Below are 13003 nucleotides of genomic sequence, written 5' to 3' on the forward strand. Positions count from 1 at the left end.
ATGTCCCGACTCAATCCCCGGCAGCAAGAAGCCGTGAACTACGTCGGCGGCCCTCTATTGGTGCTCGCCGGTGCTGGCTCCGGCAAGACCAGCGTGATCACCCGCAAGATCGCGCACCTGATCCAGAACTGCGGCATCCGCGCCCAGTACATCGTCGCCATGACCTTTACCAACAAGGCGGCGCGCGAAATGAAAGAGCGTGTCGGCACGCTGCTCAAGGGCGGCGAAGGCCGTGGCCTCACGGTGTGCACGTTCCACAACCTGGGCCTGAACATCATCCGCAAGGAGCATGCGCGGCTGGGCTACAAGCCGGGCTTCTCGATCTTCGATGAGACCGATGTGAAGTCGCTGATGACTGACATCATGCAAAAGGAATACGCAGGCGACGACGGCGTAGATGAGATCAAGAACATGATCGGCGCCTGGAAAAACGACCTGATCCTGCCGCCCCAGGCCCTGGAAAACGCACGCAACCCCAAGGAACAGACCGCCGCCATTGTCTACACCCACTATCAGCGCACGCTCAAGGCGTTCAACGCAGTGGACTTCGACGACCTGATCCTGCTGCCGGTGAAACTGTTCGAGGAACACGCCGACATCCTCGAAAAATGGCAGAACAAAGTCCGCTACCTGCTGGTGGACGAGTACCAGGACACCAACGCCAGCCAATACCTGCTGGTGAAAATGCTGATCGGCAAGCGCAACCAGTTCACCGTGGTAGGCGACGACGACCAGTCGATCTACGCTTGGCGTGGCGCGCGCCCGGAAAACCTGATGCTGCTCAAGGACGACTACCCGTCCCTGAAAGTGGTGATGCTGGAGCAGAACTACCGCTCCACCAGCCGCATCCTGCGTTGCGCCAACGTGCTCATCTCCAACAACCCCCACGAGTTTGAAAAACAACTGTGGAGCGAGATGGGCCATGGCGACGAGATTCGCGTGATCCGCTGCCGCAACGAAGACGCCGAAGCCGAGCGCGTAGCCGTCGAATTGCTGACGCTGCACCTGCGTACCGATCGCCCCTACAGCGACTTTGCGATCCTGTATCGCGGCAACTACCAGGCCAAGCTGATCGAGCTGAAGCTGCAGCACCACCAGATTCCCTATCGGCTTTCGGGTGGCAACAGCTTTTTCGGACGCCAGGAAGTAAAAGACCTGATGGCCTACTTCCGCCTGATCGTGAACCCAGACGACGACAACGCCTTCCTGCGCGTGATCAACGTGCCGCGTCGGGAGATCGGCTCCACCACCCTGGAAAAGCTCGGTAACTACGCCACCGAACGCAAGATCTCGATGTACGCCGCCACCGACGAAATCGGCCTGGGCGAACACCTGGACACGCGCTTCACCGACCGCCTGTCGCGCTTCAAACGCTTCATGGACAAGGTGCGCGAGCAGTGCGCCGGCGAAGATCCGATCAGCGCGCTGCGCAGCATGGTCATGGACATCGACTATGAAAACTGGCTGCGCACCAACAGTTCCAGCGACAAAGCCGCCGATTACCGCATGGGCAACGTCTGGTTCCTGATCGAAGCGTTGAAAAACACGCTGGAGAAGGACGAAGAAGGCGAGATGACTGTCGAAGACGCCATCGGCAAGCTGGTGCTGCGCGACATGCTCGAGCGCCAGCAAGAAGAGGAAGACGGTGCCGAAGGCGTGCAGATGATGACCTTGCATGCCTCCAAGGGCTTGGAATTCCCCTACGTGTTCATCATGGGCATGGAAGAGGAAATCCTCCCGCACCGTTCCAGCATCGAAGCCGACACCATCGAAGAAGAAAGGCGCCTGGCCTACGTGGGCATTACCCGCGCACGTCAGACGCTGGCCTTCACCTTTGCCGCCAAGCGCAAGCAATACGGCGAAATCATCGATTGTGCCCCCAGCCGGTTCCTTGACGAGCTACCGCCGGACGACCTGGCCTGGGAAGGCAATGACGACACCCCGACCGAGGTGAAGGCCGTTCGCGGCAACACCGCCTTGGCGGATATACGCGCGATGTTAAAGCGCTAGAATCGACTACTTTTTAATCTACTTTCGGCGCACACCGCGCCATTAGAGGAAGCTTTCCGTGGAAGCACTGCACAAGAAAATTCGCGAAGAAGGCATCGTGCTTTCCGATCAGGTACTCAAGGTCGACGCCTTTTTGAACCACCAGATCGACCCGGCGCTGATGAAACTGATCGGCGACGAATTCGCCGAGCGGTTCAAGGACTCGGGCATCACCAAGATCGTCACCATCGAAGCCTCGGGCATCGCGCCGGCGATCATGACTGGCCTGAACCTTGGCGTACCGGTGATTTTTGCCCGCAAGCAGCAATCCCTGACGCTGACGGAAAACCTGCTGTCGGCGACCGTGTATTCCTTCACCAAGAAGGTCGAAAGCACCGTGGCGATCTCCCCGCGCCACCTGACCAGCAGCGACCGCGTGCTGGTGATCGATGACTTCCTGGCCAACGGCAAGGCGTCCCAGGCGCTGATCTCGATCATCAAGCAAGCCGGCGCGACTGTCGCGGGCTTGGGGATTGTGATCGAGAAGTCGTTCCAGGGTGGCCGTGCGGAGCTGGATGCGCAGGGTTATCGGGTTGAGTCGCTGGCACGGGTGAAGTCGCTGGCTGGCGGCGTTGTGACCTTTATCGAGTAATCGATAACACCCCAAATAATTGGGGTGGGCACAAGTCAAAATGTGGGAGCTGGCTTGCCTGCGATGAGGGCCCGACAGTCGACATCTCTGTCGCCTGACACCTCGCTATCGCAGGCAAGCCAGCTCCCACATCTATGGTTACCCCCTTTTCTGCAATACTGTCTTTGATGGCGTGTATGGCTTGCTTTCATCTATTCGGCGTCTGAGTGGGGTATTGGCCCCGCGCCTCGATGAGAATTGATGCCCAACGACCCTAATTATTTGGACGGCCTTTCAGCCGTGTGGGAGCTCAGGGTTGTCGTCAGGCCGGTTGGCCGTTCACGTCATCTGTTATCCAGCATCGCAAAACCAGGTGGGTGGTGCTTGGGTGACAGCAGGGTCAAGCGTTCATCGCGCTTGGCCCTGCATCAAATTCAGTGTGGTTTGCCGCGATCGACCAAGCGATTCTTGCCAGCTTGTTGGCTAGCGCGCAGACCACTAAATTGGAGTGCCGATGGCCTGCCAGCAGCTTGCGAACCCAATCGGCCAAACTCCCTTTTTGCTTATCCAAGTGCATCAAGTAGATACGGGCACATTGAACAAACAAGCGTCGCTGGTTTCGATCTCCGCGCTTGCTGATGCCCAAAAGTACGGTTTTACCGCCAGTAGAATGCTGCTTTGGCACAAGTCCTATCGAGGCTGAATAGCCTCGACCACATTTGAACTGCTTGCCATCGCCCAACTCCGCAGCCAAGACGCTGGAGGTGATCGGGCCAACGCAGGGAATTGTCATCAAACGAGAAGCCAGATCATCTTCAGCGACTTGGCTCTCAACTTCTTTGTCGAGAACCTTAACCTGACGATCCAGGTAGACGTAGTGGTCATACAGCCCTTGCAGCAGCTTTTTGATCAGCCCATGAAATGAGGCTGTTTCGAGTAACGCGGGCACCTCTTTGACTGATTTAAAGCCCGGTGCCAAGCTGACACCCACCTCCAAAAGCCCTGCATGAATTCGATTAACGGCGGCTGTGCGTTCCTTGATAAGCGAGTCGCGGACCGAGTTGAGCATGGCCAACGCTTGCTGAGCTTGGGTTTTTACTGGTACGAAACGCATCGTTGGGCGACTAGCTGCCTCACAAATCGCTTCGGCATCAGCGAAGTCGTTTTTATTGCTTTTTACGTAAGGGCGCACGAGATGAGGAGCAATAAGTTTGGGGGTGTGTCCCAGCATGGCGACTTGTTGCGCCATGAAGTGGGCGCCGCCGCAGGCTTCCATCACAACAGTACAAGGCTCGATGGAAGCTAAATGCTGGAGCAATCCTGCTCGATTAAACTTTTTGCGCAGCAGTACATGGCCACGCTCATCTTGTTCGTGAGCGTGATAGCTGTGCTTACCAAGGTCAACGGCGGTGATGTCTACTTTGCTCATGGCTGCGGTCTCCGATAGATCCCCCTGTGAAAGCTTAGTGGGCGTTCACAGGGGGCGGCGGGGGTAGCCATCTCATTATTTGATTTGTGGTGCCTGTCAGTGCGCGGTGGCCTGCAGGCCGGCGAGCAGCAAACGCTGGTAAAGATCCTCTTTCAGCCCGTCCGGCTTATCCAACCGCATCCGCTCCAGATGCTTGGGAAACACCTGCGGCTCCGGTGCGTCCAGCGCCGCCTTGCCCAGCTCCAGAATCTCCGTCAGCTTAAATTTGCTCTTGAGCCAGTTCAGCGCCCGCAACAGATCCTTTTCCTCATCCGTGAAATCGGTGCCCAACGGATACTCCGGAAACAAACGGCGATGCCGCGCCTGAATATCCTGGAGCCGCTGCGGCGTGTTGTCAGCAAAGCGCGGGTCCAGCTGGAAATCCTTGGGCAACTTGCCGGCCTTCTGCGCCTGTTCGATCAAATCGCCCTGGAACCTGGAGTCGGTGATATTCAGCAGCGCCTCAATCACTTTGGCATCCGTCTGCCCACGCAAATCGGCAATCCCGTACTCGGTGATGACGATATCGCGCAGGTGACGAGGAATGGTGCAGTGGCCGTATTCCCAGACAATAGTGGAACTGACCTCCCCCGCCGACTCGCGCCAACTGCGCAGGATCAGGATCGAACGCGCGCCTTCCAGGGCATGGCCCTGGGCAACAAAGTTGTACTGCCCACCGACGCCGCTGAGCACACGGCCACCTTCCAGCTGATCCGCCACACCTGCACCGAGCAGCGTCACCACGATCGCGCTGTTGATAAACCGCGCGTCCAGGCGCTGCAGGCGCTTGAGCTCTTCCTGACCGTAGAGCTCGTTGATGTAGCTGATGCGGGTCATGTTGAATTCCAGGCGCTTGGCGTGAGTCATTTCCTGCAAGCGCTGGTAAAAACTGCGCGGCCCGAGGAAGAAGCCACCGTGAATCGAGACGCCGTCGGGCTGCGCCGCATCGTCCAGGGTGCCGGCGTTGGCTTGCTCCTGAGTCGCCACATCCGGGTAGACCTTGCGACGGATAATCCCGGCATCGGCCAGTACCAGCAGGCCGTTGACGAACATTTCGCTGCAACCGTACAAGCCATGGGCGAACGGCGCGACGCCGCCTTCATGGCTGATCAGCGGCGCCCATTGGTACACATCGAGGTCGGTCAACAGCAGCCGATAGGCGTCGTTATCGGCCTGACGCGCCAGCAAGGCGGCGGTCAGCGCATCGCCCATGGAGCCGATGCCGATCTGCAAGGTGCCGCCATCGCGCACCAAGGTACTGGCATGCAGACCGATAAAGTGGTCCTGAAAACCCACGGGCATGTTCGGTGTGGAGAACAACGTGGTGCTGTCCTTTTCGTCGATCAGGTAGTCGAACGCATCCATGCCCAGTTCGGCATCGCCGGGCATGTAGGGTAAATCGCTGTGAACTTGGCCAACGATCAGGATGGTTTCGCCAGCTTGGCGGCGCTTCTCGATCATGGGCAGCAGGTCGAGGGTGATATCGGGATTGCAGCTCAGGCTCAGGCGATCAGGATGCTCAGTGCTGCTGGCCACCAGCTGCGCCACCAGATTGAGGCCAGCGGCGTTGATGTCGCGGGCGGCATGGCTGTAATTGCTGCTGACGTAATCCTGCTGCGCCGATGCGCTGTGAAGCAGGCTGCCGGGCTGCATGAAGAACTGCTGCACGCGGATGTTGTTCGGCAGGCTGTCCTTGTGCAGGTCAGCGAGAAAATCCAGTTCAGGGTAATCACCGAACACCCGCTCGATAAAGGGTTCGAGAAAGCGTTTTTGCAAACCATCGCCCATGGTTGGGCGGCCCAAGGCCAGCGCGGTGTAGATCGTCAGCGCCCGCTCCGGCAACGTAGCGATGCGCCGGTACAGCGCGTTGACGAACAGGTTGGGCTTGCCCAAGCCAAGGGGCATGCCCATGTGGATATGCGCGGGCAAACGCGCCAGTACGTCGTCAACTGCTTGCTCGATTGAACACAACTGCACCATCCGACCCTCCTGAACATTCCATGATTAGGGGTTGGACCGAGCTTGCCGGGTCTTTGCTGCAATGAACAGCCTCTAAGTACAAATCCCAAGCACAAAAAAGCCGCTGGTCAGCGGCTTTTTGGCGAAGATCGGCAATTTACAGCCCTGACATCTTCTTGATCGCACCCTCAAGGTCCTCAAGGCTGCAGTCAGCACAAGTCCCCATCGGAGGCATAGCGTTCAAGCCATGCTTGGCGACCTGGGCCAACCCCTTGGTCCCTTTCTGCGGATCCTCAATTTTGAGCTCCGCCAATACAGTATCCAAATGACCTAACCGCTCCTTCCAGGCAGCGGTATCACCGATCTTCGGAGCATTCAGCAGGCCGGTGCCGTGGCATGCGTTGCAGTGCTTGGCGACTACGTCATCCGGCGTTTTTGCACCGCCGCCGCCACCGACTGCCACCGCCACTTCCATGCCTTTGCATTCCTGGCCCTGAACACAGACTTGGCCGACAGGCTCCAGGCGCTTGGCAATTTCATCATTGGTCGCAGCTTGGGCGCTGACAGCCCATAGGGCCAGTACGGTTGCTGGTGCAGCCAGCATTTTCATAATTAGGTTCACGCGTTCACCCTCAATGGTGGCTATTCACGCCTGCGGCCACGGTTTCGCAGGCGGCGAAAGTATAACGGTTAGCCCGTCCGGCTGAAACAACCCCATTAACTAAAGGGAGATTCAGTCATACGGAATACTGCTCGGGTGCCTCTGCAACGCTGGCAGGACGCCTCTTTTGTTAAAAGTTCGCGGGTGTGGCTGCGCTGATTAGTCGCGCCGGCACATCGAACGGGTTGCGAAAACGATGCGGCTTGGTGCTTTCAAAGTAGTAGCTATCGCCGGCTTCGAGCACAAAAGTTTCAATACCGACCACTAATTCAAGGCGACCTTCCACCAGAATCCCGGTTTCTTCACCTTCGTGGGTGAGCATTTCTTCGCCGGTGTCGGCGCCCGGCGGGTAAATCTCATTGAGAAACGCAATCGCCCGGCTCGGGTGCGCGCGACCGACCAGTTTCATGGTGACGGCGCCGTCAGAGATGTCGATCAGCTCATTGGCTTTATAGACGATTTGGGTCGGTTTTTCCTGGAGGATCTCCTCGGAAAAGAACTCGACCATGGACATGGGGATGCCGCCCAGCACCTTGCGCAAGGAGCTGATCGAGGGGCTGACACTGTTTTTTTCGATCATCGAAATGGTGCTGTTGGTGACACCCGCACGCTTGGCGAGCTCGCGCTGGGAAAGACCCTTCAGTTTACGGATGGATTGCAGTCGTTCGCCGACGTCCAATGCGGGAGCCTCCTAGGATTCAGGCGTTGTTGTAATTGAGCGTTATCATGGCGACAGCGTTCAGTATTTACAACACTTGGACCTAAATCCTGGCCGGCCCCACTCGTCGGCGGCGTTCAAGCCCCGGAATAGAGCCTTGGCACGCGGCGCAGGTTGCAGAAGATCTGGTAGGGAATGGTCTCGGCGGCAGCCGCGACGTCACTGGCGAGGATATTTTTGCCCCACAGCTCTACCGTGGAGCCAAGCCCGGCCTGGGGCACGTCGGTCAGGTCGACACACAGCATGTCCATGGACACGCGGCCCAGCAATTGGCTGCGCTGCCCCGCCACCAGCACCGGCGTGCCGGTCGGCGCGTGGCGTGGGTAACCGTCGGCATAGCCCATGGCAACCACGCCAATGCGCATCGGCTTTGGCGTGATGAACTTGGCGCCGTAGCCCACCGGCTCACCGGCCGGCAGTTCCCGCACGCAGATGACTTTGGACTCCAGGGTCATCACCGGCTGCAAACGCGCGGCGATGGCCTGGTCTTCACCAAACGGCGTGGCGCCGTAGAGCATGATGCCCGGGCGCACCCAGTCGCTGGACATGCTCGGCCAACCCATCACCGACGGCGAGTTGCGCAGGCTGACCTCCGCCGACAAGCCTTGGCGCGCCGCCTCAAATACTTCGACTTGTTCATTGCTGCGTACACAGTCGAGCTCGTCGGCGCGGGCGAAGTGGCTCATCAATACGATTTTTGCCACTTTACCGCTGGCCAGCAGGCGCTGATAAGCCTCGTGGTAATCCTTGGGGTGCAGGCCAACACGGTGCATGCCCGAATCCAGCTTGAGCCAGATAGTAAGCGGCTTGCTCAGCCGGGCTTGCTCGATCGCGTCCAACTGCCACAGCGAATGCACCACGCACCATAAATCATGCTCGATGATCAGAGGCAGCTCGTCGGCTTCGAAGAAACCTTCCAGCAGCAGTACCGGCGCGCGAATCCCGGCGGCCCGCAGTTCCAACGCCTCTTCGATGCACGCCACGGCAAACCCGTCGGCTTCGGCTTCGAGCGCCTGGGCCACGCGCACGGCGCCATGGCCATAGGCATCGGCCTTGACCACGGCGAGGGCCTTGGCCCCCGTGACTTCACGGGCCAATTGGTAGTTGTGGCGCAGGGCTTGGAGGTCGATCAGGGCACGGGCAGGACGCATGGCGGCAGGCTTCTAGGCGGCAGAGTGAAGAAAAACCGGCACCGACCAACAACGTAGGCGCCGGGAGAGGGATCTGGGTTTAAGGCAGCGCGGCCACGACGGACAGCTCTACCAGAATTTCCGGTTCGCACAGTTTGGCTTCGACCGTGGCACGGGCCGGGGCGACGCCTTTAGGCAGCCACTTGTCCCACACCGCGTTCATACCGGCGAAGTCGGCGTCGATGTCTTTCAGGTAGATCGTCACCGACAGCAACTTGGTTTTGTCGGTGCCGGCCAAGTCCAGCAAACGCTCGATATTGGCCAGGGTTTCACGGGTCTGCTGTTCAATCCCGGCACTCATGTCGTCGCCGACTTGCCCTGCCAGATACACGGTACCGCTGTGAACAACGATCTGGCTCATGCGCTCATTGGTGAGCTGGCGCTGGATGGACATGTTTTGCGGACTCCTGGTGGTTGCCGTAACGGGAAATATCGAGGCCTTCGGCGCTGATCTGTGGCGTCCTCGAAGCCATCAGGTCGGCCAACAAACGACCAGAGCCACAGGCCATGGTCCAGCCGAGCGTGCCGTGGCCGGTATTCAGGAACAGGTTCTTGAAGGGCGTGGCACCGACAATCGGCGTGCCGTCGGGTGTGGTCGGGCGCAGGCCGGTCCAGAACGTGGCTTCGGTCAAATCGCCGCCCTGAGGATAAAGGTCGTTGACGATCATCTCCAGGGTTTCGCGTCGACGCGGGTTAAGCGACAGGTCAAAACCGGCTATTTCAGCCATGCCGCCGACGCGGATGCGGTTGTCGAAACGGGTGATCGCGACCTTGTAGGTCTCGTCGAGAATGGTCGAAGTCGGCGCCATCGCCGGGTTGGTGATCGGCACGGTCAGCGAGTAACCCTTGAGCGGGTACACCGGCGCCTTGATCCCCAGCGGCTTGAGCAGTTTCGGCGAGTAGCTGCCCAGAGCCAGCACGTAGCGGTCGGCGGTTTCCAGCTTGCCGTCGACCCACACGCCGTTGATACGGTCGCCTGCGTAGTCGAGGCGCTGGATGTCCTGATCGAAGCGAAATTCCACGCCCAGCTGTTTGCACATCTCCACCAGGCGCGTGGTGAACATCTGGCAGTCGCCCGTCTGGTCATTCGGCAGGCGCAGGGCGCCAGCGAGGATGTCGGTGACACTGGCCAATGCTGGCTCAACGCGGGCGATACCGGCCCGGTCGAGCAACTCGAACGGCACGCCGGATTCTTTCAGCACGGCGATGTCTTTGGCCGCGCCATCCAGTTGGGCCTGGGTGCGGAACAGTTGAGTCGTACCGAGGCTGCGGCCTTCGTAGGCAATGCCGGTTTCAGCGCGCAGCTCGTCGAGGCAGTCGCGGCTGTACTCGGACAGGCGGACCATACGTTCCTTGTTCACCGCATAGCGGCTGGCCGTGCAGTTGCGCAGCATCTGCGCCATCCACAGGTATTGATCGATATCGGTGGTGGCCTTGATCGCCAGCGGGGCGTGGCGTTGCAGCAACCACTTGATCGCCTTGAGCGGCACGCCCGGCGCGGCCCATGGCGAGGCATACCCTGGAGACACTTGGCCGGCGTTGGCAAAACTGGTTTCCATGGCAGCAGCAGGCTGACGGTCGACCACAACGACTTCGAAGCCGGCCCGCGCCAAATAGTAGGCACTGGTCACCCCAATGACGCCGCTACCCAAGACCAGAACGCGCATTTTTATATCCTCATCACGGGCTTAGCCGCTGACGTGTGTTATTCGAGCAATGATGAGCGCAGTGTAAAAAACAATGACCAGTGCATTTCACTATATAAATGCCTATATTTGGCGACAATTCTCGGCAAAAACCCTTTTCACAGAGGCGTATCCCCTATGCGTACCAACACCCAGACCAAGCGGGAGCTGGACAAGATCGACCGCAATATCCTGCGCATCCTGCAAACCGACGGGCGTATTTCGTTCACGGAGCTGGGTGAAAAAGTCGGGCTGTCGACCACGCCGTGCACCGAACGCGTACGCCGCCTGGAGCGCGAAGGGATCATCATGGGCTACAACGCGCGGCTCAACCCGCAGCATTTGAAGGGGAGTTTGCTGGTATTTGTCGAGATCAGCCTCGATTACAAGTCCGGCGACACTTTTGAAGAGTTCCGCCGTGCGGTGTTGAAACTGCCGCATGTGCTGGAGTGCCACCTGGTGTCAGGCGACTTCGACTACTTGGTGAAAGCGCGGATTTCCGAGATGGCCTCGTACCGCAAATTGCTGGGCGATATCTTGCTCAAGTTGCCCCATGTGCGGGAATCCAAGAGTTATATCGTGATGGAAGAGGTGAAAGAGAGCCTGAACCTGCCGATCCCGGATTAACGGATACGCCGCGATCAAAGGTGGGAGCTGGCTTGCCTGCGCCCACCTTTTGCCCGAGTACATCCGCTAGACCAGCACCTGCCGGGTGCTCGCCATGTATTCATGGATCTGCTTTTCTACTCGCGGATGAATCAGCTCCACCGGCCCCCGCCCATTGGGGCACGGCAAGGTCTTGGTGGTACCAAACAACCGACAGATCAACGGCCGCTCGTCATACACCGTGCAGCCATTTGGCCCGAGGTGTACGCAGTTCAGCTCATCCATGGCCGCGTCCTGCTCAGCAGCGGTCTTACGTGGCAGTCGCGACATTTCTTCGGGCGATGTGGTCACCGGCCCACAGCAGTCGTGGCAGCCGGGGACGCACTCGAACGAAGGAATCTGTCGGCGCAGCGCGCTGATTTTCTGGCTGTTGCAACTCATCGAAACACGTACCGAACGGCGAATAGGCGTTGATTCTGACGCAAAACGCCCTGCGCAGACAGCTTCGTCCGACCGCTGTATCCTGCGTCAAATTTTCCAAACAGGGATGCTCCCCATGACCGCCAGCGCCCGGCACACCGCTTCCTACTACGCCGCCAGCAGCGTCCCACAACCCGACTGCCCAGCGTTGGCGGGCGAAGTCAGCGCCGATGTGTGCGTGATTGGCGGTGGTTATTCCGGGCTTAACACGGCGCTGGAGCTGGCCGAGCGCGGTTTTAGCGTGGTGTTGCTGGAGGCGCGCAAAATCGGCTGGGGCGCCAGTGGCCGTAATGGCGGCCAGCTGATTCGTGGCGTCGGCCATGGCCTGGACCAGTTCGCCAATGTGATCGGCAGCGACGGCGTACGCCAGATGAAGCTGATGGGCCTGGAAGCCGTGGAGATCGTGCGCGAACGCGTCGAGCGCTATCAGATCCCCTGCGACCTGACGTGGGGCTATTGCGACCTGGCGAACAAACCTCAGCATCTGCACGACCTGGCCGAGGACGCCGAAGAATTGCGCAGCCTCGGCTATCGCCATGAAGTGCGCCTGCTGCAAGCCAACGAGATGAGCAGCGTGGTCGGCTCCGACCGCTACGTGGGCGGCATGATCGACATGGGCTCCGGCCACCTGCACCCGCTGAACCTGGCCCTCGGTGAAGCCGCCGCCGCGCAGCAGTTGGGCGTGAAGCTGTTCGAGCAGTCCGAAGTGACGCGCATCGACTACGGCCCCGAGGTCAACGTGCACACCGCCCTTGGCAATGTGCGCGCCAAGACCCTGGTGCTGGCCTGTAACGCTTACCTCAATGGCTTGAACCCACACCTGAGCGGCAAAGTGCTGCCCGCCGGCAGTTACATCATCGCCACCGAGCCGTTGAGCGAAGCACAAGCCGCCAACCTGTTGCCGCAGAACATGGCTGTGTGTGATCAGCGGGTGACGGTGGATTACTTCCGGTTATCCGCCGACCGCCGTCTGTTGTTTGGCGGTGCCTGCCACTATTCCGGACGCGACCCTCAGGACATCGGCGCCTACATGCGCCCGAAGATGCTCAAGGTGTTTCCACAACTGGCCGACGTGAAGATCGACTACCAGTGGGGCGGCATGATCGGCATCGGCGCCAACCGCCTGCCGCAGATTGGCCGGCTGGCCGACCAGCCTAACGTGTATTACGCCCAGGCCTACGCTGGCCACGGCCTCAACGCCACGCACCTGGCCGGCAAGCTGCTGGCCGAGGCGATCAGCGGCCAGCAGCAGGGCCGTTTTGATTTGTTCGCCCAGGTGCCGCACATCACCTTCCCCGGCGGTAAACATTTGCGTTCGCCGCTGCTGACGCTGGGGATGCTCTGGCACCGGTTCAAAGAGCTGATCTGATCAATCGCGCCAGAACGGTTTCAGGCCTTCCTGGCGCGCTTGTTCGGCGGTCAGCCCAACGTCGCGCAGTTGCTCGCGGGTCAAATGCAGCAAGGCTTTGCGCGTGTGGCGGCGGTGCCAGAACAGGCTCCATCGGCTGATATCGCGCGGCGCCGTCCCCCGCTCCTGCCCTGCCTGCAACTCCTGACTGTGTAGCATCAGACGCACATCGCTTATGCCGCTCATTTTGCTGCCCCTCATTTGCTTG

13 protein-coding genes are annotated in these 13003 nt (G+C 59.6%); 4 read left to right on the top strand and 9 right to left on the bottom strand.

Annotated features, from left to right (window positions below; translation table 11 throughout):
* Both rep and K0P33_RS00010 read left to right on the top strand, forming a co-directional pair.
* Entirely contained in the window at positions 1 to 2010 is a 2010-nt protein-coding gene (rep, locus tag K0P33_RS00005) for a DNA helicase Rep (RefSeq protein ID WP_094948723.1), read from the top strand.
* Positions 2011 to 2068: 58 nt separating this feature from the next.
* A complete protein-coding gene (locus tag K0P33_RS00010) occupies positions 2069 to 2641 on the top strand; it encodes a xanthine phosphoribosyltransferase (protein WP_094948722.1) in 573 nt (190 codons plus the stop codon).
* A 379-nt stretch (positions 2642 to 3020) separates the two neighbouring features.
* Here the strand turns inward: K0P33_RS00010 and K0P33_RS00015 are convergent, their stop codons facing one another.
* The 7 genes from K0P33_RS00015 to dadA all read right to left on the bottom strand — a co-directional run bounded on the left by K0P33_RS00015 (position 3021) and on the right by dadA (position 10283).
* A complete protein-coding gene (locus K0P33_RS00015; RefSeq protein WP_242152133.1) occupies positions 3021 to 4049 on the bottom strand; it encodes an IS110 family transposase in 1029 nt (342 codons plus the stop codon).
* A 96-nt stretch (positions 4050 to 4145) separates the two neighbouring features.
* Positions 4146 to 6068 (bottom strand): acetyl-CoA hydrolase/transferase C-terminal domain-containing protein, encoded by a 1923-nt coding sequence (locus tag K0P33_RS00020; RefSeq protein WP_094948721.1) that lies wholly within the window; start codon positions 6066 to 6068, stop codon positions 4146 to 4148.
* A gap of 136 nt (positions 6069 to 6204) precedes the next feature.
* Positions 6205 to 6657: a c-type cytochrome gene (locus tag K0P33_RS00025; RefSeq protein ID WP_176462875.1), complete on the bottom strand. Its 453-nt coding sequence runs from the start codon at positions 6655 to 6657 to the stop codon at positions 6205 to 6207.
* Positions 6658 to 6838: 181 nt separating this feature from the next.
* Positions 6839 to 7387: a cupin domain-containing protein gene (locus tag K0P33_RS00030; protein ID WP_094948720.1), complete on the bottom strand. Its 549-nt coding sequence runs from the start codon at positions 7385 to 7387 to the stop codon at positions 6839 to 6841.
* Positions 7388 to 7503: 116 nt separating this feature from the next.
* Positions 7504 to 8577, bottom strand: a complete 1074-nt coding sequence (alr, locus tag K0P33_RS00035; protein WP_242153469.1) for an alanine racemase — start codon at positions 8575 to 8577, stop codon at positions 7504 to 7506.
* Positions 8578 to 8656: 79 nt separating this feature from the next.
* Entirely contained in the window at positions 8657 to 9010 is a 354-nt protein-coding gene (locus K0P33_RS00040) for a RidA family protein (protein ID WP_034116404.1), read from the bottom strand.
* Complete coding sequence (dadA, locus tag K0P33_RS00045; RefSeq protein ID WP_242153472.1) at positions 8982 to 10283, bottom strand: D-amino acid dehydrogenase; 1302 nt, start codon at positions 10281 to 10283, stop codon at positions 8982 to 8984. The genes K0P33_RS00040 and dadA overlap by 29 nt, the downstream gene beginning before the upstream one ends.
* 156 nt (positions 10284 to 10439) lie before the next feature.
* On the opposite strand from dadA, the gene K0P33_RS00050 reads away from it, so the two are divergent.
* Positions 10440 to 10928 (top strand): Lrp/AsnC ligand binding domain-containing protein, encoded by a 489-nt coding sequence (locus K0P33_RS00050; RefSeq protein ID WP_003176896.1) that lies wholly within the window; start codon positions 10440 to 10442, stop codon positions 10926 to 10928.
* Positions 10929 to 10994: 66 nt separating this feature from the next.
* On the opposite strand, the gene K0P33_RS00055 is transcribed toward K0P33_RS00050, so the two are convergent.
* Positions 10995 to 11348 carry a YkgJ family cysteine cluster protein gene (locus K0P33_RS00055; protein ID WP_003176897.1) on the bottom strand — a complete coding sequence of 118 codons (354 nt, stop codon included), beginning with the start codon at positions 11346 to 11348 and terminating at the stop codon, positions 10995 to 10997.
* A gap of 115 nt (positions 11349 to 11463) precedes the next feature.
* Here K0P33_RS00055 and K0P33_RS00060 point away from each other — a divergent pair, with 115 nt between their 5' ends.
* The gene (locus tag K0P33_RS00060) at positions 11464 to 12756 is read left to right on the top strand and encodes an FAD-binding oxidoreductase (protein WP_242153476.1); all 1293 of its coding nucleotides are present in this window, start codon (positions 11464 to 11466) and stop codon (positions 12754 to 12756) included.
* Here K0P33_RS00060 and K0P33_RS00065 read toward each other — a convergent pair whose 3' ends face one another.
* Positions 12757 to 12981: a DUF1127 domain-containing protein gene (locus tag K0P33_RS00065; RefSeq protein ID WP_094948716.1), complete on the bottom strand. Its 225-nt coding sequence runs from the start codon at positions 12979 to 12981 to the stop codon at positions 12757 to 12759.
* Between the last annotated feature and the right edge of the window lie 22 nt (positions 12982 to 13003).

Origin of the sequence: Pseudomonas sp. ArH3a, assembly GCF_022648765.1 — a bacterium.
In the GTDB taxonomy this organism is placed as follows: Bacteria; Pseudomonadota; Gammaproteobacteria; order Pseudomonadales; family Pseudomonadaceae; genus Aquipseudomonas.

Bases quoted from the DNA above. Each gene is read 5' to 3' on its own strand.
- rep (WP_094948723.1), top strand. From the start codon at position 1: ATGTCCCGACTCAATCCCCGGCAGCAAGAAGCCGTGAACTACGTCGGC.
- K0P33_RS00015 (WP_242152133.1), bottom strand. From the start codon at position 4,049: ATGAGCAAAGTAGACATCACCGCCGTTGACCTTGGTAAGCACAGCTAT.
- K0P33_RS00020 (WP_094948721.1), bottom strand. From the start codon at position 6,068: ATGGTGCAGTTGTGTTCAATCGAGCAAGCAGTTGACGACGTACTGGCG.
- K0P33_RS00025 (WP_176462875.1), bottom strand. From the start codon at position 6,657: ATGAAAATGCTGGCTGCACCAGCAACCGTACTGGCCCTATGGGCTGTC.
- alr (WP_242153469.1), bottom strand. From the start codon at position 8,577: ATGCGTCCTGCCCGTGCCCTGATCGACCTCCAAGCCCTGCGCCACAAC.
- K0P33_RS00040 (WP_034116404.1), bottom strand. From the start codon at position 9,010: ATGTCCATCCAGCGCCAGCTCACCAATGAGCGCATGAGCCAGATCGTT.
- dadA (WP_242153472.1), bottom strand. From the start codon at position 10,283: ATGCGCGTTCTGGTCTTGGGTAGCGGCGTCATTGGGGTGACCAGTGCC.
- K0P33_RS00050 (WP_003176896.1), top strand. From the start codon at position 10,440: ATGCGTACCAACACCCAGACCAAGCGGGAGCTGGACAAGATCGACCGC.
- K0P33_RS00055 (WP_003176897.1), bottom strand. From the start codon at position 11,348: ATGAGTTGCAACAGCCAGAAAATCAGCGCGCTGCGCCGACAGATTCCT.
- K0P33_RS00060 (WP_242153476.1), top strand. From the start codon at position 11,464: ATGACCGCCAGCGCCCGGCACACCGCTTCCTACTACGCCGCCAGCAGC.
- K0P33_RS00065 (WP_094948716.1), bottom strand. From the start codon at position 12,981: ATGAGCGGCATAAGCGATGTGCGTCTGATGCTACACAGTCAGGAGTTG.